We start from the raw sequence: 24,795 nt of genomic DNA on the forward strand, positions 1-24,795 counted from the left end.
TCACCCAGTTCAAGAAAACGCGAGGCTGTGGTTACGGAAAATGCTTGGGAAACGTCGCGATCAGTGCCGCGTCCACATCCGCCATCGTGACGGGCAGGCCCAGATCGACAAGGCTGGTCACGCCATGTTCGCGGATGCCGCAGGGAACGATGCCGTCGAAATGCGACAGGTCGGGTTCGACATTGATGGATATGCCGTGAAAGCTGACCCAGCGGCGCAGTTTCACGCCGATTGCGGCGATCTTGTCCTCGCGCACGGAACCGTCGATGTTCGGCGCCTTGTCGGGCCGCGTGACCCAGACGCCGACCCGGCCCGTGCGCCGTTCGCCCCGGACACCGAATTCCGCCAGCGTGTCGATCACCCAATTCTCCAGCGCGCAGACGAATTGCCGCACGTCGCGCCCCCGCGCGCCCACGTCCAGCATGACATAGGCGACCCGCTGGCCCGGCCCGTGATAGGTATACTGCCCGCCGCGCCCGGCGACATGGACGGGGAATCGGTCCGGCGCGACCAGATCCTCGGTCCGCGCCGAGGTCCCGGCGGTATAGAGCGGCGGGTGCTCCAGCAGCCAGACCGCCTCGGGGGCGGTGCGGGCGGCGATTGCGGCGACCCGATCCTCCATCGCGGCAAGCGTTTCGGCGTAGGGGGCAAGGCCCGGAAGATGGGTCCATTCCATGGGATAACCTGTCAGTTCCTGCCCCGAACAGATGGCCCCGAATGCTGCCGGATACAATCGCGGATTTTCGACGAAAAGCCTCTTGGCAATGGCTTTGCCATTCGCTAGAAGCCCGCTACCAAGCCTAGATGTGCGGTCGTGGCGGAATTGGTAGACGCGCAGCGTTGAGGTCGCTGTGGGGTAACTCCCGTGGAGGTTCGAGTCCTCTCGACCGCACCATTCGAAAGCGATGCTTTCGACCTTCGGAACGTTAGGGATCGCGCCCGCGTTCATTTTTCAAATGATATTTCTGGAACTGCGAGATGGCAATCAAGTCCATTCTTTTCGACGCGTCATTCATCATTCCGAACGTTGGCAAAAGCGTAAGGTATGGCATCTTTCGGGTCGAAAAGGCTTGGCTGGATTATCTCGTCTCGCGCAAGGACCTGTCGATCTACTTCAGTTTCCGGCGGGAGGGTAAGGTTTCCATCCTCGGCCCCGAGCATACTGAACATGTCTCGGCCATTCTGGATGATCCAAGCTCGCTCCGGTTGGGTGCTCTGGAACGGCTCGTCTGGAAGCTTGGTCGTCCGCGCCGTGCCGTGAAACTGGAAGTGCGTCGCCGGGCGCGCGCGACCGTGGCCGAGTCCTCCGAAGACCTCTCGCGGATCGTGCGCTCGCTCATGCCGGGTGGCGGATGGTTCCTGTCGTTCAGCATGGATCCGGGCGCGGATGCGTTCTTGCGCAACATCCAGCTTGGGGGTTTGAAAACGGCGATCATGCTTCACGACACGATCCCGCTTGACCATCCCGAGGTATGTGCCGGTGATCTGGACAAGATGCTTGAACGCATCATCCGCCATCAGGCCCAGTCCGGCGATCTGTTGCTGTGCAATTCCGCGGATACGGCCGAGAGTTTCAATCTTCATGCCCGTCGGCTCAAGGGCGGCGATCCGCTGGCCCGTCCGGTCATCGCCCATCTTGGCCTGCACAAGGCACCGTCCCACCTTCAGGGCAGCCTGCCGCAACCGCTGAAGGCGAACGAGCCGTTCTTCCTGATTTTGGGGACGATCGAGCCGCGGAAGAACCACCTGTTCCTTTTGAACGTCTGGCAACGGATGATGGCGCAGAACCGTGCTGCCGTCCCCCGCCTTGTGATTGCGGGTCGCTGGGGTTGGAAGGTGGACGATATCCGTCGGCAGCTGGAGGCTTTTGCACAGGCGCACCCTGAGGCCATGACGATACTTGAAAGCCCGGAGGACGCGACCGTCGCGGCACTGCTTGCCGAAACGAGGGGGATGCTGATGCCCAGCATCGCCGAGGGTTTCGGGCTGCCCGTGCTGGAAGCACTGCGCGAGGGGATTCCCGTAATCGCCAACGACCTTGCCGTCTATCGCGAGATTGCGGGCGACGCGCCCGATCTGTGCAGCACGGACGATCCCGAGGGATGGGCCCGCCTTATCGAAAGCTATGCCAGACAGAAGGTGCGCGTGCAGCCGCCGCACATTCCGACGTGGGACGAACATTTCGAAATCGTGATGGCTGCGATGTCGCGCGCCGCCTGATCGACCTTCTTTGATATTTCCCCTGATCGGCCCGCTGGCATATGCCGTCTGCGGGCCGATTTCGCATGTCCGCCCCCGACGGCCTTCGGGGCGTTGCGTGGGCTGCGTGCGGCCTATCACCGCCACCTTAACGAGTTTGCCTCAATTTCGCCTCAAACGCGAATGGAGGCGCCGATGGGCGAGATTGTGGTTTTCGGTCTTGGTGCCGCGCTGGCCTGGGCGGGCGGCGAGGGTGGGCGTGTCCTTGTTGCCAGCGGCATGGGCGGTCTGACGCGGTGGATCGCGTCGGATCGCCGGGCGCTGCGCGATGGAGTGCTTGCGGTGATCGGCGGGGCGGTGGCGGGGCAGTATCTGTGGCCCATCGTGCTTTGGTCGCTCCGGATGGAGGAGACGCCGGACAGCATCGCCATGGCCGCCTTCGTCGCCGGGACCATGGGCATTTCCGGCATCCGCATCGCAGCCGCCGTGTTCGAGGCGCGCGCCGCCAAGGCCCGCGATGCCTGATCCCTTCAAACGCATGTGTTTCGAGGAGGCCCGCACATGGGCCGCCGTCACCATCCTTCTGCTGATCTGGGGACTGTCATGACCATCACCTTCAAGGGCCGCGCCGAACGTCTGACCGACATCGACCTTCCTGACATCGCGGCCATCATCGGCGTGGGCGATGCCGAACTGCGCGCGGTGATCGAGGTCGAAACCTCGGGCGGTGGGTTCGATGCGCAGGGCCGCCCCCGGATGCTGTTCGAGCCGCATGTGTTCTGGCGCGAACTTCCCGCGTCGAAGCGCAAGGGGGCGGAGCGTGCGGGGCTGGCCTATCAGAAATGGGGCACGCGGCCCTATCCCAAGGACAGCTACCCCCGTCTGACGCTGGCGATGTTGCTGGACCCGGTGGCGGCGATGCGGTCGGCAAGCTGGGGCATCGGGCAGGTCATGGGCTTCAACCACAAGGCCGCCGGTTACGACAGCGTTCAGGCCATGGTCGCCGATTTCGTCGATACCGAGGCGGCGCAGCTTGAAGGGATGGTGCGGTTCATCCTGTCCGAAGGGCTGGATGACGAGCTGCGCCGCCACGACTGGTCGGCCTTCGCGCGCGGATACAACGGCGCGGGCTATGCCCAGCACGGGTATCACCTGAAGCTCGCAGCGGCCTATGCCCGCCATTCGCGGATTGCGGCATGAGGTATGCGATCCTTGCGGCCATGCTGATCGCGACCGGGGTGCAGGCCTATCGCATGGGCGTTTCGGCCGAGGCGACCCGTGCGGCGCTGAAACTGGCCGAGGCGCAGCGCGTTGCGATCCACGCCGCCGATCTCGCCAGCCGTGCCGAGGCCGCGCGTCTGGCGATGCAGGCCGAACGCGATCTTCTTGCCCAATCCTTGGAGGATGCCGCCCATGCGGACCCTGATGCTTCTGTGCTTGCCCTTGGTGCTGACAGCGTGCGCCGCCTCAACCGTCGCTGAGCCGCGCCTGCCGCCCAGCCTGACCGCGCCCTGTGCCGCGCCGCAAACCCTGCCCGAACGCGCCCTGACCCGCGCCGAGGTCGAGGTGCTGTGGGGCCGCGATCGGGGCGCGTTGCGGTCCTGCGGCGAAAGGATGGCGGTCTTGCGGTGATTCCCTGTGCAGGGTTGCCGCCGTCTGCCTGAAAATTAGCCGTGGCCAACAGGTTGCACCCGGACTCAACGGCAGCGTTGCAAAGGGCAAACCGCTCTGCCTACAGTCACCTTAACAAGCGCGGAAAATCCGCCGGATGACAGGGAGACTGAATGTGGTTGCCGATATCGGCGACGGTTTCGTCGTGTTCGACCATGTGCAGAAAAGCTATGACGGCGAGACGCTGGTGGTCAAAGACCTGAACCTTTCCATCGCGAAAGGAGAGTTCCTGACCATGCTTGGGCCGTCCGGTTCGGGCAAGACGACCTGCCTGATGATGCTGGCGGGGTTCGAGACGGCGACGGCGGGCGACATCCGGTTGGACGGACGCCCGATCAACGCCGTGCCGCCCCACAAGCGCGGCATCGGCATGGTGTTCCAGAACTATGCCCTGTTTCCCCACATGACCGTGGCCGAAAACCTCGCCTTCCCGCTGGAAGTGCGGGGCATCGGCAAGTCGGAACGCGAGGCGAAGATCACCCGCGCGCTGGACATGGTGCAGATGGGGGCCTTCGGCGCCCGCCGCCCGGCGCAGCTTTCGGGCGGCCAGCAGCAGCGGATCGCCTTGGCCCGTGCACTGGTCTTCGATCCCAAACTGGTGCTGATGGACGAGCCGCTCGGCGCGCTGGACAAGCAGCTGCGCGAGCATATGCAGTTCGAGATCAAGCGCCTGCACGATGATCTGGGCATCACCGTCGTCTATGTCACCCATGATCAGGGCGAGGCGCTGACGATGTCCGACCGGATCGCGGTGTTCAACGACGGGCGCATCCAGCAGCTTGCGCCCCCCGCCGCGCTGTATGAAACCCCCGAAAACCTGTTCGTCGCCAGCTTCATCGGCGAGAACAACCGGCTGGAAGGCACCATCGAGGAGGTGGGGCCACGCTCGCTCGTCCGGCTGCAAACCGGCGAATTGATCGACGCGACCCCCGTCAATGTCCACCGCAAGGGCCAGCGCACCATCGTGTCGATCCGCCCCGAACGGGTGGAGTTCAAGCCCGACATGATGCCCGCGAACGCGCATACGCTGGACGCCCGCGTGCTGGAGGTCGTCTATATGGGCGACATCCTTCGCACCCGGCTGGCCGTGGCAGGCAGCGACGATTTCATCATGAAATGCCGCAACACGATCGGCCAGACCCGGCTGGAACCGGGCCAAACGGTGCGGATCGGCTGGCATCCGGCAGACGCGCGGGCGCTCGACCCGCTATAAACAGGGAGAACTGCGGTGAAGAAACTTCTGGTTCTGACGGCGGCGCTGATGGCCCCTGCGGCCCATGCCGACGTCACCTTTCTTGGCTGGGGCGGCGCCTATGGCCGCGCCCAGACCGAGGCGCATCTGAAACCGTTCACCGAGGCGACCGGCATCCGCACGGTGATGACCGACACCGACAACCCGGCCGCCCCGGTGAAGGCGATGGTGGAGGCGAACAACGTCACCGCCAATATCGTGTCGCTGGAACAGGCCGATGTGATCCGCCTGTGCGACGAAGGGCTGCTGGAGGAGATCGACCCCGCCGCCCTTGCCCCCGCGCCCGACGGCACCCCGGCGGCGGATGATTTCCTGCCCGGCGCGCTGACCGATTGCGGGGTCGCGACCGACGTCTGGGCCACCGTCTTCGCCTATGACGACAGCCGTTTCCCCGATGCCAAGCCCACCACCATCGCCGATTTCTTCGATCTGGAGAAATTCCCCGGCAAACGCGGCATCCGCAAGGGGGCCAAGACCACGCTGGAAATGGCGCTGATGGCCGATGGCGTTCCTGCCTCCGACGTCTACGAGATGCTGGAGACGCCCGAGGGCATCGACCGCGCCTTTGCCAAGCTGGACACCATCAAATCCGAAGTCGTCTGGTGGGAGGCTGGCGCACAGCCGCCGCAGCTTCTGGCCGATGGCGAGGTGGTGATGTCCACCGTCTATAACGGCCGGATCTTTGCCGCCGCCATGAACGAGAACAAGCCCTTCGTCACCGTCTGGGACGGGATGCAGTATGAGTTCGAGGTCTATGCCATCCCCAAGGGCGCGCCCGATCTGGACGACGCAATGGAGTTCATGAGCTGGTCCACCGAGACGCAGAACCTCGCCAACCTCACGAAATACATCAGCTATGGCCCGACCCGCAAATCCACCGCCGCGGTCAAGAAGACGTGGGAGGATGGCACCACCGACATGGAGGCGCACCTGCCCACCTCGCCGCAGAACATGACCAATTCGCTGGAAACCTCGTTCGAGTTCTGGGTCGATTACGACAGCGAATTGAACGAGCGGTTCAACGCCTGGCTCGCAAGCTGATGGAAGGGCGCCCGCTGAAACAGGCCTTGGCCCGCGCGCAGTCGCGGGCGAAACGGCGGGCGCTGCTTCTGGTCGTGCCGCTTTTGCTGTTCATCGTCGTGACCTTCGTCGCACCGATCGGGCAGATGCTGCTGCGTTCGGTGCATAACGACGCCTTTGCGCGCAACATGCCCAATGTCGGCGCGTGGTTCGCCGAAAACGACGGTGCCCCGGACGAAGCGGCCTATTCCGCCCTTGTCGCCGATCTGCGCCTTGCGCGCGAGAACCGCACGGCGGGCGAGGTCGGCACCCGCATCAATTACGAGCTTGGTGGCACGCGGTCGCTGTTCACCTCGGGGGCGCGGGGGGCGGATGATCTGGAACCGCCCTTCGCCACTTCGCTGGTAGAGGATGACGCGAAATGGGCCGATCCGCAGCTTTGGCAGGTGATGCGGACGGCCAGCCATGCCTATACCGCCAGCTTCTATCTGGCCGCGCTGGACCTGACCCGCGACGGGGATGGCAACATCGTGCGCGTGCCCGAGGGGAGGGCGGTCTATCTTTCGCTGTTCGCCAAGACCTTCGCCCTGTCGGCGCTGATCACTGCGATCTGTCTTTTGCTGGGCTATCCGGTGGCGCATCTGCTGGCGACGCTGCCGCTGGCGAAATCGAACCTTCTGATGATCCTGGTGCTGCTGCCGTTCTGGACCTCGCTTCTGGTCAGGACCACAAGCTGGATGGTGCTTTTGCAGGAACAAGGGGTCATCAACAACACGCTGGTCGCGACCGGCATCACCGATACAAGGCTGCCGATGATCTATAACCAGACCGGCACGGTGATCGCGATGGTGCATATCCTGCTGCCGTTCATGATCCTGCCGCTCTATTCCGTGATGCGCCCGATCCGCCCGCATTATGTCCGCGCCGCCCGCAGCCTTGGCGCGACAAGCTGGACCGCCTTCCGCCGGGTCTATCTGCCGCAGACCGTGCCGGGGATCGGGGCGGGGGCGCTGCTCGTATTCATCCTTGCCGTCGGCTATTACATCACGCCCGCGCTGGTCGGGGGCGCCTCGGGGCAGCTGATTTCCAACCTGATCGCCTATCACATGCAGGACAGCCTGAACTGGTCGATGGCGGCGGCGCTGGCGGCGATCCTGCTGGCGGCGGTTCTGCTGCTGTACTGGCTGTATGATCGGCTGATCGGCATCGACAACATGAAGCTGGGGTGAAGAATGGCGCTTCCGATCTACGCATCCCCGCTGGAACGCATCTGGTATTATGCCTATCGCGTGATCTGCGCGCTGATCTTCCTGTTTCTGATCGCGCCGATCCTGATCGTGATCCCGCTGTCCTTCAACGCAGAGCCGTATTTCACCTTCACGCAGAAGATGCTGTCGCTGGACCCCACCGGATACAGTCTTCGCTGGTATGACACGCTGCTGACCTTCGGGATGCAGGCTCCCGATGCGCCAAGGGACAGCAGTTGGTGGCGCGATGCCTGGACCAATGCGCGCTGGGTCGGGGTCGCCAAGAACTCGGTCATCGTGGGGGTGTTTTCGACCATCATCGCGACGGTGCTGGGAACGCTGGCCGCGCTGGGGCTGTCGCGGCCAGAGATGCCGTTCCGGCGGACGATCATGGCGGTTCTGATCTCGCCCATGATCGTGCCGATCATCATCACGGCGACGGGGCTGTTCTTCTTCTACTCCAGCATCCAGATCCGCGAATGGGGGGTGCCGTATCTGGGGGTTGTGCTGGCCCACGCGACGCTGGGGATTCCCTTCGTCATCATCACCGTCACGGCGACGCTGGTGGGGTTCGACCATTCGCTGACGCGGGCGGCGGCGTCCTTGGGGGCGAACCCTCGCACGGTGTTTCGCAAGGTCATCCTGCCGCTTATCCTGCCGGGCATGATCTCGGGCGCACTGTTCGCGTTCGTGACATCCTTCGACGAGGTGGTGGTGGTCATGTTCATCGCCGGCCCCGAGGAACAGACCATCCCGCGCCAGATGTGGAACGGCATCCGCGAAAGCATCAGCCCGGCGATATTGGCGGTGGCGACGATCCTCGTCGTCATCTCGGTCCTGCTGCTGGCGGCGGTGGAATTGCTGCGCCGCCGGTCCGAACGGCTGCGCGGGCTTTAGGGCAGGACGTGCAGCCAGCCCCAGACCGTCACGACCGACAGGGCCGTGGCGATCAGCACCGCCGAGGCGTTGACCCGTTTCGCCACCCCGTAGAGGTTCGCGAACAGATAGGCGTTCATTCCCGGCGCCATGGCCGAGGTCATCACCACCGACCGCATCTGGTCCACGTTCAGGCCCAGCGCGAAACGCCCCAGCGACCATGCGATCAACGGATGCACGATCAGCGACAGCGCGCACACCATGGCAATGGCCTTTGCATCCCCCTCGGGGCGATAGCGGAACAGCACGCCGCCCATACCGAACAACGCCGCCGGAAGGGCCGCCTGCGACATCATCTGAAGCCCGCCCGAGACGACTCCCGGCAGCGCCAGATTCGTCAGGTTCCACGCCAGACCCAGCGTGATGCCGATCACCAGCGGCTGACGCGCGATGGAGCGCAGGATCTGCCAGCCCAGCCGTCCGGGCGAAAGCTGGCTGTGGCGGGCGCGCACGATCTCCATGCAGGCGATGCCGGTGGTATAGAGGATGGGCGAGTGCAGCGCGATGATGGTGAAGTTCCCGGCCAGCGACTCGGGGCCGTAGGCGCGTTCCATCAGCGGCACGCCGATTAGCAACGAGTTCGAGAACAGGCAGGCGAAGCCGATGGCGACGCAATCCTCGGGCGCGCGGCCCATCGCCTTGGCGCCGAACGCACCCAGAAGGAAACAGGCGAAGGCCCCGGTATAGAAGGCGATGAACAACCCGGCATCGAACTGCCCCGCAATGTCGAGCGAGGCCATGTTGCGGAACAGAAGGCACGGCAGCGCAAAATTCTGCGCGAACCGCATGATCCCGTCCACCCCGCCGTCAAGGATCAGCCCCATCCACCTTGCCCACCATCCGAAACCGATGACCAGAAAGACGGGGAGGATCACCTCGAGCAGGGCGTTCATTCTATGTCCAATACCATACCGTCGAAAGCAGGGGTGACGCCTTCGGGCAGCTCCGCCCGCAGCGTTTCGTAGTCCAGATCGTTATGCATGTTGGTCAGCACCGCGCATTCGGGCGCAGCGCGGGCGATCCATTCCAAGGTGAGCGCCAGATGGGCATGGGTCGGGTGCGGCTTGCGGCGCAGCGCGTCCACGATCCATAGCTTCAGGCCCGACAGATGCTGCCAGCTTTCTTCGGGAATCGCCACCGCATCGGGCAGATAGGCGGCATCGCCCATGCGGAAACCCAAGGCGTTGATTGCGCCGTGATCCGCCTCGAACGGCTGGAACGGGATCGGGCCACCCGCGCCATCCACGGTGAACGGCCCGTCGATGGCGTTCAGATCGCAGATCGGCGGATAGGCGGAGCCGCGCGGCTGCACGAAAGCATAGCCGAAGCGCGCGATCAGCGAATCCTGCGTCGGCCCGTCCGCCCAGACGGGCAGGCGGCGGCCGGTGTTGAACACGATCTGGCGCAGGTCGTCGATGCCGTGGACATGGTCGGCATGGGCATGGGTATAGACGACGGCATCCAGATCGCCCACGCCCGCATCAAGAAGCTGCGCATGCATGTCGGGCGAGGTGTCGATCAACGCACGCGTCGTTCCCTGATCCCCGATCCGTTCCACCAGAAGCGAACAGCGGCGGCGGCGGTTCTTGGGGTTCGCCGGGTCGCAATCGCCCCAATGCCCGCCAAGGCGTGGCACGCCTCCCGACGATCCGCAGCCAAGGATGGTCAGCCGCATCATGCCGCGCGTCCGAACAGGCGGTCGAAATTGGCAGTGGTGGCGGCGGCGAAATCCTCGACGCTCAGCCCGAAGGTTTCCGCGCCGACCTTGGCCGTCAGCGCGGTGAAGGCAGGCTCGTTCCGTTTGCCGCGATGGGGCGGGGGGGCGAGATAGGGGCTGTCGGTTTCCAGCAGGATGCGGTCCAGCGGGGCGCTGGCGAAGATGTCGCGCAGGTCCTGCGACCGCGGGAAGGCCGCGATCCCGGACATGGACAGATAGAAGCCCAGATCCAGCGCCGCCTTGGCCAGTTCCGCGCCCGAGGAGAAGCAGTGCATCACGCAGGAATAGGCGCCCTTGGCATGTTCCTCGGTCAGCATGCGGGCCATGTCTTCATCCGCGGCGCGCGAATGGATGATCAGCGGCAGGCCCGTGCGGCGCGCGGCCTCGATATGGATGCGCAGGCTGTCCTGCTGCGCCTCGGCAGTTTCCGAGGTGTAGTGGTAGTCGAGGCCGGTTTCGCCAATGCCGACGAATTTGGGATGATCCGCCAATGCCATCAGATCCTCCACGGTGACGGGTGGTTCTTCGGCCACGCTCATCGGATGGATGCCGGCGGCGAAGAACACGCCGTCATGCGCGTCCGCGATGGCCTGCACGCGGGGCAGGTTGCGCAGCCGGGTGCAGATGGTGACCATCCGCGTGACGCCAGCCGCGCGGGCGCGGTCGATGATCGCGGGAAGCTCACCCTCGAAATCGGGGAAGTCCAAATGACAGTGGCTGTCAACGATGGTCGGAATGGTCATGGCTCACCTCGGGGCGAGCTGTGCCGCCGTCTCGTCGATCCTGAGGATCATATCCAACAGAAGCGCGGCAGGGTCAAGGTTGACCGCCTTGCCTTGCCGGGCGCGAAGCCCAAGATTTTGCGCAAGTTCCGCCCATTTCAGCGCGGCATGGCGATCGGGCGACAGGCGGGCGATCAGGTCTGCCTCGCCCTTCGCGGCCTCGGGCGGGATCAGGGACAGGGTGCCGGCGCGGGCAAGGCGGGCAAGGAAGCGGTCGATCAGCCCGACGATCAGATCGAAGCGTGGCTCCGCCCCCCGGCCTGCGCCCTGTTCGGCCAGGGCCAGCGCGCGGCTGCGGTCAAGGCGGGGAATGGTGGATAGCGTCGCGATCAGGTCGCGATACAGCGCCAGCCCGTCAAGGTTCAGCAGACGCACCGCTTCGCCCACCGACCCGCCGCCCAGTTCCGCCAGCGGCACGGGATCGTCCACCATCGCGCCCGCCTGTGTCAGCGCATCGCGCATCGGCCCCGCCTCCAGCGTGCCCAGCCGCAATTCGCGGCAGCGCGACCGGATCGTGGGCAGCAGCTTGGACGGCTGATGGCTGATCAGGATCAGGATGACATTGGCGGGCGGCTCCTCCAGCAGCTTCAGGATCGCGTTGGCGGCGGCGGTGGCCATCTCGTCCGCCGAATCGACGATCACGACGCGGCGGCCCCCGTCGGCAGCGGACAGCGAGAGGTAGGATTTCAGCTTCCGAACCTCGTCCACGCGGATGTCGGCGGACAGCGCGCTGCCTGTGGCATTAGCCCCGCGCCGCAGCAGGAACAGGCGCGGTTCGGACAGGGCGGCGATGCGGTGGGAAACGGGGTGACCCTCGGAAACGTCCATGGTCGGCGTGCCCGCCAACAGGTATCGCGCCATCCGCCATGCCAGCGTCGCTTTGCCGACGCCGCGCGGGCCGGTGATCAGCCAGCCGTGGTGAAGCCGCCCGGACCGGGCGGCGTCGAGGAAACTCGCCTCGGCCCCCTCGTGCCCGAACAGGGCCATCGTCTCGCGCGGGTGGGGGGCACCTTCGACGCGGTCGGGTTCGGGAAGGGGGGCGGGATCGGCCATCGGGGCGTTCCTTTGCTGCTGGTCGCCGTTGTCGGGCAAAGCGCGGCGGAAGGAAACCCCCGATGGCCGGGGCAGCGTCAGCCGATACGGCCGCCGCCCTGTTTGGTGATCGCGACGACGGCGGGGCGCACCGGCATCGCATCGTCGAAGTCCGGCCAACGGGTCGACAGGTCCTCGTAATAGGACGGGCGGCCATGGCCTTCCCAATCGTCGCCGCCATCGCCCGGATGCTGGACCGCGACGAACATGGTGGTCATGTCCTCGGTCGGGCAGGGGCCGCACATCTCGCCGCCGACCGGCACGCGGTAGAACAGGCGCGAGGTGCCGCGCGCGTCGCCCTCGGTGTCCACGGCCCAGAGGCCATCCGTGCGGCCCGTGGCCTCCATGCTGTTGCCGTCGGTCGAAACCCACAGCCGGCCATCGGCGTCGATCGCGGCGTTGTCGGGCATCCCGAACCAGCCGTTCTTCGTCGTCTCAGTCGAGAAGGTCGCGCCGACCTCGGCCACCGAAGGATCACCGCATTGCAGCAGGATTTCCCACTGGCCGGTGGTCGCCGTGAAATCGCCGTCCGCTTCAAGGATTTCCACGATATGGCCGAAGGCGTTCTTGACGCGCGGGTTGGCGGCGTTCGCCTCCTCGCGGCGGGTGTTGTTGGTCAGCATGACATAGGCGCGGCCCGTCGCCGGGTTCGGCTGGATGTCCTCGGGACGGTCCATCGGCGTCGCTTCCAGCAGGTCGGCGGCGCGGCGCGTTTCGATCATCACGTCCGCCTGGCTTGCAAAGCCGTTCGCCTCGGTCAGCGGGCCGGTCCCATGCACCAGCGGCAGCCAGACCATCGAGCCGTCCTCGTCGAAGCGGGCGACATAGAGCGTGCCTTCGTCCAAGAGGTCCATGTTCGCGGCGCGGTCGCCCTCGTTGAACTTGCCCGCCGTCACGAACTTGTAGACGTAGTCGAAGCGTTCGTCATCGCCCAGATAGAAGACGATGCGGCCATCGGCTGCGACGACGCTTTCCGCGCCCTCGTGCTTGAAGCGGCCCATCGCGGTGCGCTTCTTCGGGATCGAGGTCGGGTCGTTCACGTCCACCTCGACGATCCAGCCGAAGCGGTTCGCCTCGTTCGGCTCCTTGCCCAGATCGAAGCGGTCGTGGAAGCGGCCCCACTGGTATTCGCCGCTGGGCAGGCCAAGACGTTCGTAGTTGGCGGCCTCGCGGTGACCTTCGGGAAGCGCGCCCATGAAATAGCCGTGGATGTTCTCCTCGGCCATGATGTAGGTGCCCCACGGGGTCACGCCGCCGGCGCAGTTGTTGAACGTGCCGAAGACCTTGCGCCCCTCGGGGTCGGCGTTGGTCTTGACGCGGTCATGCCCGGCGACGGGGCCGGACAGCGCCATTTCGGTCTTCACGGTGATGCGGCGGTTCAGCGGTGCGTCCAGCACGGGCTGCCATTTTCCATCCACGCGGCGGATCTCGATCACGGTGCCGCCATGGGCCGCCATTTCGATGTTCACGCGGTCTTCGGTGGCGTCGGCGACGGCAATCTCGCCCTCGGCGATGGTCACGATGCCGGGGAACATCAGGTGTTCGTTGGTGTATTCATGGTTCACGACCAGCAGCCCGCGATCCGCGCTGCCCTCCAGCGGGATGAAGCCGACGAAGTCGTTGTTATAGCCGAACTGGCGTTCCTGCGCGGCCTCGGTCTGGGCGGTCGGATCGAAGTCGGGCGCATCGGCGAAGACCTTGTCGCCCCAACGCAGCAGCACGTCGGCGTCATAGCCTTCCGCGACATGGTGGTCGGCATCGACGCCGGCCTCGACCTCGGGGAAGTTGAAGACCGAACCCATGGCGGCGCGCGCCTCGTCGGCGGCCAGCAGCGCGATGGGCGAAACGGTCGCCGCGATCGCAGCCGTCGCCATCGACCCCTTCAGGAACCCGCGGCGGGAAAAGCGGGCGGCGATGATGTCGCCCATGGTGCGGTTTGCGGTCGGGTTCAGGCCCGGGCCATCGGCTTGCTCCAGCTTGGAAGTGCGGAAGATCTGGCTTTGGCTGCGTTCGTTCATGGTCGTCCCCTGGCAGGAATGCTTGGTGGCGACCGGGTATCCCGTTTATGTGACGATCAGGCGACAGCGGGGCGCGCCCGCAACCGATGGATGCGCGACAGGTCGATCCGCATCGCCGCGCCCGGATCGGCCCCGAACCATTCGAGCGAGGCATCCCCCCCCGGTATCGCATCAAGGATCGCGGCGTAATCCAGCGCCCCTTCGAACAGCGGGCAGATGCCGTCGCGCGCGCCTTCGGGGTTGTGGATGTTGCCCGCGTCGAACACGCCCAGACGGTCCCGCGCGGTCACGGTCTTCAGGTGGTAATGCAGGATATGCGGGCGCAGGGCCGCCTCTGCGGCGATCGGATCGGCACCGGATTCCCAGACATGCAGCACGTCGAAATTCAGGCCGAGCGTCGGATGGTCCGCATCTTCAAGCAGGCGCAACGCGGTGGCGGGGCTGTCGGCCATCGTATGGGGATGGATTTCCACCGCGATGTTCAGGCCGTGATCCTGTGCGATATCCGCTGCCATGCGCAGATCGCGCAGGATTGCGGGGCGGTGTTCGGGCTGCTCGGGTCCGACATTGCCCGCGAACAGGCGCAGCCGCCTCGCCCCCCATGCGCGGGTCAGGGCGCAGACTTCGCGCGCCTCGGCCTTGTCGAACCCCTCGCCCAGCGGCAGATAGGCCGCCAGCATCGGCACGCGCGGGCGGCGTGGCAGGGCGGCCCAGGCGGCGGACATCTGGCGGGCATGGGGCAGCCAGATCTCCAGCCCGTCGAACCCGTGGGTCAGGGTGTATTCCGCCAGTCCGGCGGCGGTGACGTCCATGTGGCGGAAAGCTACGGAACAGGCGTTGATCCTCATTGGGTGCTCCATCGGTCGAACCACTGTTTCAGCGTCTGCTTGATGCCGCGCTCCAGCCCGCGCAGGCGGTCGAGTTCGGTGCGGGCGGCGGCCAGTTCCGCCGCATCGCCCTTGCGCGAAAAGGCAGCGGCGTGGCGCTGGACGGTGCCGAAGCCGCCATGCAGGGCGGCGATCCGGTCGCAGCATTCCTCGAACGCGTCCCAATCCTCGCCTTCGATATCGCCGAAGATCGCCAGCGCGTGTTCATAGGCGTATTTGCGGATCGCGATGACCGGAAGTTCGCGCAGCGCGGTTTCCAGATGTTCCGGCGCCGTTTCATGCGCGGTCAGGATCGTCTCGACAGCCTCGATCAAGGGCAGATCGTCGCCAAGGGTCGCGTGATAGATCGCGGTGATCGCCTCGCGCGTCGGGGCGTGAAGGGCCGCGCCGTCGAACACGAACCCGCCCGCCACGCTGTCGCGCAGGAAGGCACTGCGGATGTCGGCGGCGGGCAGGGTGCCTTCCCAGCGGAAGTCGGGGTCGCGCATCAGCCATTGGGCGGGATCGTCCGTCGGCTGGACCAGCGCATAATGGGGGAAGGGGTCCTGCGCGAACTTGTTTTCGCGCTGCGGCAGCAGGAACAGATCGACCATCGGCATGATGTAGCGCCCCGGCTGCCAATCCGCGATCAGGCGGTCCAGCGTGGCAAGGTTCGTCTGCTTGTCTGCCGCATCGTCATACCAGCGCGCGACCTTCAGCCCGAACAGCCGATCCGCCCATTGGACATAGAAGCCGTGGTCGATCCCCGCCGAGTGATAGGACAGGCGATGGCGGTCATCGACGACCACCTGACCGTCCCACAAGCCGATATACAGCGCGCGGTGGTCGATGCCCTTGTCCTTCACCGCTTGGCAGAAGGACGACACGACGCAATGGACCTTGATGTCGATGGGTTCTTCCGCAACCGGGGCGATCCCGGCCAGCAGGTTCGCCATTGCCGCCACGGTCATGTTCGGCGCCTGATCGAAGGCGGATTCCGGCATCGGCAGGCCCGCATCCTCAAGATTCAGCATCAGCGTCATCAGCGACACGGAATCGAGGCCGAGGTCGATGCCGAGCCGCGCATCGGGGCCGAACGCCTCCATCCGCGGGCAGGCCATCGGCCCGGCAAGGATCGCGCGGATCGTGTCCGTCGCGTGTTCCGGGCTGGGCAGGGGGCGCGGGCTGTTCATGCGGTGGCCCCTTCGGTCAGCAGGCGGCGCGAGACCTTGCCCCCCGGCCCGCGCGGCAGGGCTGGCATCGCGATCAGCCGCACCGGGCGCTGGCGCGGCGAAAGGTTCGCGGCAAGGAAGGCGTCCAGATCCTCGGGGGTTGCAGTGCCGGTGAAGGCCAGCGCGGGGCGTTGGTTCGACACCGGATCGGGCAGGGCGAAGGCGACCGCGTCGGTGATGCCGGGGGCGGTCATGGCGACCCGCTCGATTTCCGCCGGGTAGACGTTGATGCCGGCGACGTCGATCACCTCGGCCGCGCGCCCGGCGAAGATCAGATGGCCGCGCGCGTCGATCGTGCCCAGATCGCCCGTCGGGACGCCGTCGATGGTGACGGGGCCGGGGGCGTCGGTTCCGGCAAGAAGCCGCACATGCGGCAGGGGGGCGCCCATATCCTCGGGGGCGTTTGGCGTATCGGTCAGCGCGACGCAGCCTTTTTCGGAACAGCCATATTGCTGGAACACCCCGCGCGCCGCGTTCCGGATCGTGTCGAACCACGGCTGCGGCAGCACGGTGCCAGAGGTCATCACCGCCGCCGGCAGCCCGCCCGGACCCGCCAGCCGCGCCAGCACATGCAACAGCGTCGGCGCGGCATAGAGCAGCGGGTTCTCGATCCCGGCAAGCTGGCGCAGGATGGTCTTGGGGTTGGCGCTGTCCAGCACGACAGGCACGCGGCCCCGGCCAAGCCCGACCATCACCCCGGCGATCAGCCCATAGGAATGCGTGACGGGCGCGGCGATGACGGGCGTGAAGTCGTTGGGGAAGTGGCGGATATACGCCTCCACCTCGGTCTCGATCTCGGCCCATGTGCGGGCGATGACCTTGGGCGCGCCGGTGGTGCCGGAACTCATCTGGATCAGCACGCCCGGGCCGTCCGCATCGGGGCCGATGGGTTCGGCGTTGAAAAGCGTGCATTCGGCGCGGCGGGCAAGATCCAGCGCCTGTTCGCGCGGGGTTTCGGGATGGATGGGATAGCAGGACGCGCCCGCCGCCCGCAGCCGAAGAACCTGCGCCAGATATTCGGCCTTGTCGGTCATGTGCAGCGCGACCCGCGTGCGGGCCGGATCGCGCCCCGCCAGCAGGTCGGGAAGGGTCAGAGTGGAGGGGTCGATCAGGCGGTCGTCGATCTTGAATTGGGGCACGGGTTCTGCCTTTGCGATGGGGTTGGGTGCCGGATGGCAAGGGATGCCGGGGGCGCGCAGAACGCGCGCGGCCAGCCTTTCGGCGGGCACCACGGCTTCGGTCGGGGGATCGGTCATGGCGGCGCGGACGGCTTGCCAGAAGCGGCTTTCCGGCAGGATGCCGCGCCGATGCAGCAGGTCCGCCAGTTCCGACAGGACGTGGATGAACAGGCAGTCCAGCACCAGTTCGCGGATGTCGGACACCTGCGCCATGCGGTGGTATTCGCCATCTGGCGCGGCGGCGTAACGCGGGTCGATGGCGGCAAGGTCCGGCGCGGGGCGCGACAGGGCCGAGGGGACGTATTCGAGGCTTTCGTGGAAATCCCGCGCGATCAGGCGGGTGGGCCAGCCGTCCTCGTGCTGGATCAGCAGGTTCTGGCCATGCGCCTCGATCCCGATGCCGTGGCGGGTCAGCAGCCGCCAGACCGGAGCCACGACCACGCGCAGATATTGCGCCAGCCAGCGTTCGGCGCCGTGCCGCGCCAGCCACGGGGCGATCAGGGGCGTGCCATCGGGTTCCGTCATCGACAGGGCGTTCAGGGGGATCGCGCCCTCGGGCGGGGCTTCGCGCAGGATCGCGGCAAGGCGGCCCCCGAGCGCAGGGGCGATGACCGCGCCATGTTCGCGCAGCACCGTCATGGCGATGCCGGGGTCCGATGCCACCACCCCCGCCAGCCAGTCCGAAATGGCGGGCGCGACCAGAACCGACCAATCCGCGATGTCGCGCACCGAACTGGTGACGCCGACGCCCAGCGACAGTTTCACATGGTCGCCCTGCGCCGGGGCCACGGTGCGCAAGGATTGCGTCGCGCGATAGTCGCCCGCCATCGTCGCGGTGATGCGCCCCGAGGCAATCCACCCCGCCACGACCGGGTCCAGCGACAGGTGCCGCCATTGCCACGGATGAACGGGCAGGCCGAACGCGGTCCCGGTGCTGCGGATCAGGGCGGGATCGGCCTTCAGCCAGACCAGCGGGAAGGCCGCGCCGCCTTCGGGACCAAAGGCAGCATTGTCGGCATCCGAGAACCCGATGCGGGATTTGAAGCAGGGGTGATAGGGATGCCCCTCGATCAGCGCGGATTCGAGGTCCGGCCCGCGCAGCGACAGCCGGTTCGGACGCACCGGACCCGCCATCCGCAGGAAATGCGCGGTGCGGGCAAGGCTGTTCGACAGGGCGGCGGTGTCATGCCCCTCGGCCGCAAGCGCGGCCAGAAGGTCCGGCAGCGTCACATCCGGATCGCCCAGCAGCCGCACGCGCCCGAAACCGCCGATCCGGTGCGGGGCGCGTATGTGCAGGCCGCCCACTCGCCAGCCGCCGGGGGCGGGGGCCAGCAGGCGCTCGAAGGCCAGCGCCTCGACCAGTTGGCGCAGAACGCGGGTTTCAGGCGACATGGCGCAGCCCAGCGGCATAGGACGGGATCGGGTTCGGCACCTGGATGTAAGGGGCGCGTTCGCCGGGGATGTGCAACTCGTCCACGCCGGTCAACTGGGTCAGCATGTTGCCCTTGGCCGGAAGGTGCGCCGCCCGCAGCCATTCCGCCGCCAGCCGCCCGCCATGCCCCGGCAGCGCGGTCAACCTGCCCAGCCGGGCGGCCAGCATCGACAGCGCCTCGGGTTCGGGCAGCAGGGCGTCGGCATCCATGCGGTGGATCACGCCGAAGATCTGGTTGACCAGCAGGGTATAGCCCAGTGCCGCCTCTGCCTCGGCGCGCGGATAGACCAGATGCGGGATCGCGCGCATTTCCGGCGTGGCGCGGGCGGCGTCGATGTAAAAGCCCTGATTGTCGCGCAGATCGGCGCGCGTTGGCAGGCCATGGGTCAAATCAAGCAGGACGTTTTGCTGATGCGCCTCGAACGCGATGCCGGTGGCGTCATACATCGCCAGCATCGGGTCCAGCGCCACGTCCAGATAGGCGGCGAACCAGCGGGCCGGATCGTGCCCCGCCATCACCTGTGCCAGAAGGCTGGCGCGGCCCGGAAGACCCGGCTGCACTAGACCCGCCACCTGCATCACGCGCCCGCCGCGCCACGGGTTTTCGCGGAAGATCAGCTCGAATCCGCTTTCCTCTTGCCGGGGCAGACGCAGCGTCAGCCATGCCGGATCGGTGACGAAACGGATCGGCCCGAAGGATGGCAGCGCGTTCAGGTGCCGCGCCATCGCCTCGCCCGCCAGCAATTCGTGCCGCTTGTTCACCCGTTCGGAATTGGTCACGCGCACCGGGATCGACGCCTTGACCATCCAGTCGCAATCGGGCGACCAGAGCGTGCGGACCGAGGATGTCGCGTACCATTCCGGCCCCATCGGCCCCAGATCGCGGATCGCCCCCGCCGCGAACAGCGCCGCGACTTCCGGGCGCTGGCGCAGACGGTCCAGCGTCAGCGGATGGGCCGGGACCAGCCGCCGCCCCATGCCGGGATCGCCGTCGAACCCGGGCAGCGTGACCTCCGGCCCGCCCGCCTCGACCAGCCCGGAGGCGACGGACAGGCCGTGCAAGCGCATCTTGCCGCGCCAGTCGGGGGTCATGCTGCGTTCCTCGGCATCCGTCATGCCCCCCAGTGCCTTGGGCGAGGGATGCATCCAGTGGCCGAAGATCACGGCCTGTTCGGCGGCAAGGAAATCGGGGGTGTCGGGCGGCTCGGCCAGACGAGCGGCGGCGATCGCCTCGATCCGTGCATGGCTGTGAAGGGCGCGGTCCGCCAGCGCGGGGCCGGTCGCGGGCCAGTTCCGGCGCAGATGCGCGATCAACAGCTCCAGCGCCTCGGCATCGGTCAGGGGGCGGCTGCTTGAATCGGTCGCATGTGCCAGAGATCCGATGGGTGCAAGCCCGGTCAGGGACGGGCGCTCGGGGCGCATCTCCAGCCAGCCGTCCTGCACCGGGATGCGCCAAAGGCCGGCATCGCCGGGAATCCGGTCGATCTCGCGCGCCCGGCAGATCAGCAGGGCGGACAGTGCAGCACGGTCGGCGGCGGACCGGGCAACGGAACGGGATGGGGCGCGCAGCATCGAAAGCTCTGCCATGTTCTGGCGGAAGGCGATGCCCGCCGCGGGTTGGAACGGGGCTGGCAAATGCTGGCGCGCCAATGGGTAAGAGGCGCCCCGATGCCCTGTCAACCAAGAGCGCGGGGATTTGGCGACTATCCGCGAGGTTGCATGAAATCCCCCTTCACCCGCGCACAGAAGCTTGGCTTTGGCGGGTGAAAGGAGCGTTCATGCACTTGCATGACGGGAATCAGGCGGGCGCCGAAACCATGTCGAATGCCGCTGACGAGCCGTCCCAGTCCAAGGTCCAGCTTCCGGTCGGGCCCTTCTTGTTCTTGATGCGGGACCAGCGGTGCAGCGTCGATTCCCCCGCAAGTGGATCGCAATGCCAGCGCGTTTCTACGGCCGGACTGCCCGCGCCGTCTTCGATCAGCAGCAGCCCGGTGGTGGTCCCGGATTCGGCGGCCAGTTGCAGGCGGCGGCCCGCGGTCAGGGTCAGCGGCTTTTCCGGCGTTGCGATCACCAGCGCGCCGGGCAGACGGCGCAGCGCCTCCTCGGCCGCCCATAGGATGTCCAGCCCCTTGGCGCGCACGAAGGTGGCCGAAGCGGCCAGCGGCAGTTGCGGGTCCTGTTCGGCCAGAACCCAGATCACGGCGGGATAGCGCCATGCCTGCCACAGCGCGAAGGCAAGGCGGCCTTGGCCCTGCGCCTCGTGGGCGCGGGCGGGGCGAAGGGAAAAGGGGGTCTCATCGCGGGCCATGGATGTGAACAATATGCGAACATCCATGTTCCCCGCAAGGGTTCAGGAGGCCAGCCTGCGAACGTAGCGCTGGCCCGTCTGGCTTTTCAGCATTTCCTGCGCGGTCTTGCGAAGCCCGACTTCGTCAAGGATGCGGCGGTCGCGATAATGGATGCAGAAAATGTCCATATCGTCGGGCAGGGGCTGTTTGCGCAGCATCCCGCCAAGGATGTAATGGTGTTCCTCGGGCAAGGGGCTGACGGTGTATCCGGCGCGGCGGACGGCCAGCGGCAGCGACATCTGATCCAGATAGGGGCGGCGTTTTTCCAGCGTCTCGATCCGGTCGATGGTGCGGGCGGTGTCATACCAGACGTCGGCGAAGCGGCCATGGCCGTTGTCGCCCTCGGGAAAGATCACGAAGCCGGAACTGTAATAGGGCACGAAGACCGGACGGCGCTGGCGCATCAGGGCGATGCGTTCGGGTGGCACCTCCATCCCGAAGGCGCCATAGATCTCGTTCCAGATCGACTGGTCCGCCCAGCGCATCGAGGCGGCGACCGAACAGGCGACCTGCCCGGGCCGCGCAAGGTTGTCGATGCTGTTTTCGCGCAGGAACAGAACGTCGCTGTCCACGAAGGCGGAAAACGTGGTGTCGCGCGGCTCTAGACAGGCGATGATCTTGTTGCCGTGCGGATAGGGAGTGTCCCACATCCCCTCGGTCTTCATCGGGCGGATTTCGGCATCCATGATCTCGTGCGCGCGCAGGACGGCGGGGTGGAGTTCGTGCATCCGGTGTTCGGGGCAATAGCCGATGGCGCGGACCGAAGGCGGGAAATGCGCCCGGATCGAGGCCAGCAAGGAGCAGGCCATCATCTCGTATTCCGGCGGCTCCACGATATAGAAGAACGTGAAGGAGGGTTCCATCGGCTTTCCCCGTCTTTCGCTGATGTCCCGATTGTTTGCACGCTGTGCGGGTGGTCTACAATCGCCATTCCCGCATCAAGCGCCGCCGATCTGGCCAATCTCCTCCAGCCGGGCATGCAGGCTGGCCGCGTCCAGCGAGGCGACGGGCAATTCGCGGAACAGATCGATATGAGCCTTGGCATAGCGCAGGGCCTCGATGAAGACCATCTCGCGCTCCAGCTCGGTGCCCTCGGCCAGAATGGGATCGGCGATGCCCCAATGGGCCGAGACGGGCTGGCCCGGCCAGACGGGGCACACCTCGCCCGCCGCGTCGTCGCAGACGGTGAAGATGAAATCCATCACAGGTGCGTCCGGCCCCGCAAATTCGTCCCAGCTTTTGGACCGCAGCCCCTCGGTCGGATAGTGATAGGCGCGCAGCATGTCCAAGGTCATCGGATGGACCTGTCCGGCGGGGTGGCTTCCGGCGGAAAAGGCGCGGAAACGGCCCTTGCCCTCTTTGGTCAGCACGCTTTCGGCGATGATGGACCGGGCGGCATTGTGGTTGCACAGGAACAGGACGTTATAGACCTTGTCGGACATGAGAACCCCCATCGAACGGCGCAAGCGCCTGTAAGACATGATATAGTGCGGAACAAAGTAACGGGAAGATGGCAATGGAACTCGTGCTGGAAGGCGCGTCCTTCGACGACATCGCCGGTTTTTGGCGCGAGGTGAACCGCGTCTTCATGGCGGGCGAGGATTGGCGGCTGGGCGACAGCCTTGATGCGCTGGAGGACATGCTGCATGGCGGATACGGCACGGCGCAGGGCGACGGGCCGGTCGTGCTGCATTGGCGGCACATGGAGGCCAGCCGCCGCGCGCTGGGCATCGCTGCGACGCGCGGCTGGCTGGAGGCGAAGCTGTCCGGCGGGTTCGATGCCAAGGCCGCCCGCACCCGGATCGACGCGTTGGAGCGGGGCGAGGGCCAGACCTATTTCGACATCGTGATGGAGATATTCGCCGCCCATCCCCGCTTCACGATCCTTCCCGCGTCATAGCAGGAAGTCGTCCGCATCCAGCGACCGGACCCCATCCAGCGCCACGGCGAAATCGGCGCGCCCATTGCCGTTCACATCGGCGAAAACCGTGCTGCCCGTCAACCAGACGGCGTTCCGCGCCGCGCCATCGTCGCTGAAGCGCAGATCGCCAAGGCCGCGCAGGTCCAGCTTGTCGGTGTCCGGCCGGAAATCCACGATGCGGTCGCGGCTGCCGATAGGGCTGTCGGACGCGCTGGCGAAGACAAAGGTGTCCGCGCCGTCGCCGCCCACCAGAAGGTCCGGCCCCGACCCGCCGTTCAGCGTGTCGTCCCCGCTGCCGCCATACAGCTTGTCGGCCCCCGCGCCGCCGAACAGCAGATCGCGCCCCGGTCCGCCATGCAGCACGTCCTTGCCGTCGCCGCCCTCCAGCCGGTCGCGGCTGGCGCCCCCGTGCAACGCGTCATTGCCCGAGCCGCCGAACAGCCGATCGTTGCCGCGCCCGCCGATCAGCACGTCATGCCCGCCGCCGCCGTAAAGCTGGTCGTTGACGGATGTGCCGATCAGGCGGTCCTTGCCGCCCGTGCCGTCCACGCGGGGCAGGCTCAGGTTCCGCACGGCGACCAGCACGTCGTCGTCATATTGATAGCTGAGTTCGGACTGGAAGGTGGACACGATCTGGCCATGGGCGTTGATGATCGTGTTGCCGCCGCCCATGTATTCGTAATAATCGGAATCCGAAATGCGGAAGGCGTCGGTGATCGCCGATCCGCGCGGGCCGATCACCCGACCGTAAAGGATGCCGCCGTCATAGATGTCGTCGATGGCATCGGGGACCTGATGGAACCAGGTGACAAGGCTGCGCCCTTCGCCAAGGTCCACCACGTCCTGAAGCACCTGATCGCCCGGCCCGAGGCTGCCGCTGACGTTGATCGCGCGGGTCTGGCCGCTGCCATCGGCCCGCAGCAGGCGGAAATGCACATCGGTCTCGGCGCCGACCTCGCCGCCCTCGCCCATCCATGCAAGGGCATAGCCGCCGACATTGCGACCCGCGATCTCGCTGTTGCTCTGGTCGGCGCCGGTGGTGGTGTCGGGGTGGGGCAACAGCGGGGCGGTGACGCGCGCGGGACCGACCGGCGTTCCGTCCGCGCGGAACACCGCCGTCCAGACGGCATAGCCGCGCAGGTTGCCGTCCTCGGTCTGCTGATGCCAGCTTATGGCGTAATTCCCGTCGGGCGAGGCGGCCAGCGAGGGCGAGATATATCCCGCACCGGTGATGGAGTTGACATAGACCTCGGCATCGTCGACCAGCCTCACGGCATCGCCAAGCTGCTGCCCGGTATTGTCGTGGCGGTAAGCCAGAAGATCGTAATCCCCTGCGCTTTCATATCGCGCGACCAGCGTGATGGATTGCCCGTTGGCCAGCGTCACCATGTCGTCGGGGTAATGGTCGTCCTTGATGTTGGGCGTGATCTGCTTGGCCGGAGCGCGCACGGTGCCGTCGGCGTTATAGAATTTGATATAGCCGTCATACCACGCATCGTCGGTGCCATCGATGGCCGACGGCCCCTTGCTGCGCCATGCCACTGCAAACGACCCGTCGGCGAAGGTGGTCGCGACCGGGTCGCTCTGGATATCCTCGGTCAGATCGGGGATGCGGGTGTCGGTGGTCGCGGCCCCCGTCAGATCCCCTGCAAGCGTGCGGCCATAGACGCCGAAGGTTCCGCCCACGCCCGGATCGGGTTCCAGATCCGTCCATAGGCCCAGCAGCGATCCATCCCGCATCTGCAGGATGAATGGCTCCTCCTGAACGCTGTCTCGGTTGGCCGAAAGGAAATAGGTTGGCATGTCCACTCCTGTGCGATCCGGGGCGGGCCAACTATGCCCGCATCCGTATCACCCGCCAAAGTCGGTTTTGTCGCAAGGGGG

General features: G+C 66.3%; 23 protein-coding genes and 1 tRNA gene. 10 read left to right on the forward strand and 14 right to left on the reverse strand.

Going from position 1 to position 24,795, the window contains the following annotated elements:
• Positions 1-31 precede the first annotated feature (31 nt).
• Positions 32-676, reverse strand: coding sequence for a lipoyl(octanoyl) transferase LipB (lipB, locus tag E2K76_RS08580; protein WP_136683886.1), 645 nt, complete (start codon positions 674-676; stop codon positions 32-34).
• 132 nt (positions 677-808) lie between these two features.
• On the opposite strand from lipB, the gene E2K76_RS08585 reads away from it, so the two are divergent.
• The 9 genes from E2K76_RS08585 to E2K76_RS08630 all read left to right on the forward strand — a co-directional run bounded on the left by E2K76_RS08585 (position 809) and on the right by E2K76_RS08630 (position 8,286).
• A tRNA-Leu gene (locus E2K76_RS08585) sits at positions 809-895 on the forward strand.
• A gap of 83 nt (positions 896-978) precedes the next feature.
• The gene (locus tag E2K76_RS08590; RefSeq protein ID WP_136683887.1) at positions 979-2,220 is read left to right on the forward strand and encodes a glycosyltransferase; all 1,242 of its coding nucleotides are present in this window, start codon (positions 979-981) and stop codon (positions 2,218-2,220) included.
• Positions 2,221-2,394: 174 nt separating this feature from the next.
• On the forward strand, positions 2,395-2,724 hold the full coding sequence (locus E2K76_RS08595; RefSeq protein WP_136683888.1) for a hypothetical protein: 330 nt from the start codon (positions 2,395-2,397) through the stop codon (positions 2,722-2,724).
• A 78-nt stretch (positions 2,725-2,802) separates the two neighbouring features.
• Positions 2,803-3,399 (forward strand): N-acetylmuramidase family protein, encoded by a 597-nt coding sequence (locus tag E2K76_RS08600; protein ID WP_136683889.1) that lies wholly within the window; start codon positions 2,803-2,805, stop codon positions 3,397-3,399.
• The gene (locus tag E2K76_RS08605) at positions 3,396-3,680 is read left to right on the forward strand and encodes a hypothetical protein (RefSeq protein WP_136683890.1); all 285 of its coding nucleotides are present in this window, start codon (positions 3,396-3,398) and stop codon (positions 3,678-3,680) included. The genes E2K76_RS08600 and E2K76_RS08605 overlap by 4 nt, the downstream gene beginning before the upstream one ends.
• A 287-nt stretch (positions 3,681-3,967) precedes the next feature.
• The gene (locus E2K76_RS08615) at positions 3,968-5,083 is read left to right on the forward strand and encodes an ABC transporter ATP-binding protein (protein ID WP_136683892.1); all 1,116 of its coding nucleotides are present in this window, start codon (positions 3,968-3,970) and stop codon (positions 5,081-5,083) included.
• Between the two features lie 15 nt (positions 5,084-5,098).
• Complete coding sequence (locus tag E2K76_RS08620) at positions 5,099-6,163, forward strand: ABC transporter substrate-binding protein (RefSeq protein ID WP_136683893.1); 1,065 nt, start codon at positions 5,099-5,101, stop codon at positions 6,161-6,163.
• Complete coding sequence (locus E2K76_RS08625; RefSeq protein WP_136683894.1) at positions 6,163-7,371, forward strand: ABC transporter permease; 1,209 nt, start codon at positions 6,163-6,165, stop codon at positions 7,369-7,371. The genes E2K76_RS08620 and E2K76_RS08625 overlap by 1 nt, the downstream gene beginning before the upstream one ends.
• Positions 7,372-7,374: 3 nt before the next feature.
• Positions 7,375-8,286, forward strand: coding sequence for an ABC transporter permease (locus E2K76_RS08630; protein ID WP_136683895.1), 912 nt, complete (start codon positions 7,375-7,377; stop codon positions 8,284-8,286).
• Here the strand turns inward: E2K76_RS08630 and E2K76_RS08635 are convergent.
• The 12 genes from E2K76_RS08635 to E2K76_RS08690 all read right to left on the reverse strand — a co-directional run bounded on the left by E2K76_RS08635 (position 8,283) and on the right by E2K76_RS08690 (position 22,432).
• Positions 8,283-9,218: an AEC family transporter gene (locus E2K76_RS08635; RefSeq protein WP_136683896.1), complete on the reverse strand. Its 936-nt coding sequence runs from the start codon at positions 9,216-9,218 to the stop codon at positions 8,283-8,285. The two genes, E2K76_RS08630 and E2K76_RS08635, sit on opposite strands and share 4 nt — an antisense overlap.
• Positions 9,215-10,003, reverse strand: a complete 789-nt coding sequence (locus E2K76_RS08640) for an MBL fold metallo-hydrolase (RefSeq protein ID WP_136683897.1) — start codon at positions 10,001-10,003, stop codon at positions 9,215-9,217. Before E2K76_RS08640 ends, E2K76_RS08635 begins: the two co-directional genes overlap by 4 nt.
• Positions 10,000-10,785, reverse strand: a complete 786-nt coding sequence (locus E2K76_RS08645; protein WP_136683898.1) for a TatD family hydrolase — start codon at positions 10,783-10,785, stop codon at positions 10,000-10,002. Before E2K76_RS08645 ends, E2K76_RS08640 begins: the two co-directional genes overlap by 4 nt.
• Positions 10,786-10,788: 3 nt before the next feature.
• On the reverse strand, positions 10,789-11,877 hold the full coding sequence (locus E2K76_RS08650; RefSeq protein WP_136683899.1) for a DNA polymerase III subunit delta': 1,089 nt from the start codon (positions 11,875-11,877) through the stop codon (positions 10,789-10,791).
• 77 nt (positions 11,878-11,954) lie between these two features.
• Complete coding sequence (locus E2K76_RS08655; protein ID WP_136683900.1) at positions 11,955-13,934, reverse strand: PhoX family protein; 1,980 nt, start codon at positions 13,932-13,934, stop codon at positions 11,955-11,957.
• Between the two features lie 56 nt (positions 13,935-13,990).
• Positions 13,991-14,782 (reverse strand): sugar phosphate isomerase/epimerase family protein, encoded by a 792-nt coding sequence (locus tag E2K76_RS08660; RefSeq protein WP_169053242.1) that lies wholly within the window; start codon positions 14,780-14,782, stop codon positions 13,991-13,993.
• The gene (locus E2K76_RS08665; protein WP_136683902.1) at positions 14,779-15,993 is read right to left on the reverse strand and encodes a DUF6005 family protein; all 1,215 of its coding nucleotides are present in this window, start codon (positions 15,991-15,993) and stop codon (positions 14,779-14,781) included. The genes E2K76_RS08660 and E2K76_RS08665 overlap by 4 nt, the downstream gene beginning before the upstream one ends.
• Positions 15,990-18,602 carry an IucA/IucC family protein gene (locus E2K76_RS08670; RefSeq protein WP_169053243.1) on the reverse strand — a complete coding sequence of 871 codons (2,613 nt, stop codon included), beginning with the start codon at positions 18,600-18,602 and terminating at the stop codon, positions 15,990-15,992. Before E2K76_RS08670 ends, E2K76_RS08665 begins: the two co-directional genes overlap by 4 nt.
• Positions 18,592-20,277 carry an IucA/IucC family protein gene (locus tag E2K76_RS08675; RefSeq protein WP_136683904.1) on the reverse strand — a complete coding sequence of 562 codons (1,686 nt, stop codon included), beginning with the start codon at positions 20,275-20,277 and terminating at the stop codon, positions 18,592-18,594. The genes E2K76_RS08670 and E2K76_RS08675 overlap by 11 nt, the downstream gene beginning before the upstream one ends.
• A 163-nt stretch (positions 20,278-20,440) precedes the next feature.
• Positions 20,441-20,950: a hypothetical protein gene (locus E2K76_RS08680; protein ID WP_136683905.1), complete on the reverse strand. Its 510-nt coding sequence runs from the start codon at positions 20,948-20,950 to the stop codon at positions 20,441-20,443.
• 42 nt (positions 20,951-20,992) lie between these two features.
• The gene (locus E2K76_RS08685) at positions 20,993-21,853 is read right to left on the reverse strand and encodes a hypothetical protein (protein WP_136683906.1); all 861 of its coding nucleotides are present in this window, start codon (positions 21,851-21,853) and stop codon (positions 20,993-20,995) included.
• Positions 21,854-21,928: 75 nt separating this feature from the next.
• On the reverse strand, positions 21,929-22,432 hold the full coding sequence (locus E2K76_RS08690; protein WP_136683907.1) for an arsenate reductase ArsC: 504 nt from the start codon (positions 22,430-22,432) through the stop codon (positions 21,929-21,931).
• Between the two features lie 68 nt (positions 22,433-22,500).
• Here E2K76_RS08690 and E2K76_RS08695 point away from each other — a divergent pair, with 68 nt between their 5' ends.
• Complete coding sequence (locus E2K76_RS08695) at positions 22,501-22,890, forward strand: barstar family protein (protein ID WP_136683908.1); 390 nt, start codon at positions 22,501-22,503, stop codon at positions 22,888-22,890.
• Here E2K76_RS08695 and E2K76_RS08700 read toward each other — a convergent pair.
• Complete coding sequence (locus tag E2K76_RS08700; RefSeq protein ID WP_136683909.1) at positions 22,885-24,714, reverse strand: calcium-binding protein; 1,830 nt, start codon at positions 24,712-24,714, stop codon at positions 22,885-22,887. The genes E2K76_RS08695 and E2K76_RS08700 overlap by 6 nt on opposite strands.
• Positions 24,715-24,795: the final 81 nt, after the last annotated feature.

Origin of the sequence: Falsirhodobacter xinxiangensis, from assembly GCF_004959935.1 — a bacterium.
GTDB lineage: Bacteria > Pseudomonadota > Alphaproteobacteria > Rhodobacterales > Rhodobacteraceae > Falsirhodobacter > Falsirhodobacter xinxiangensis.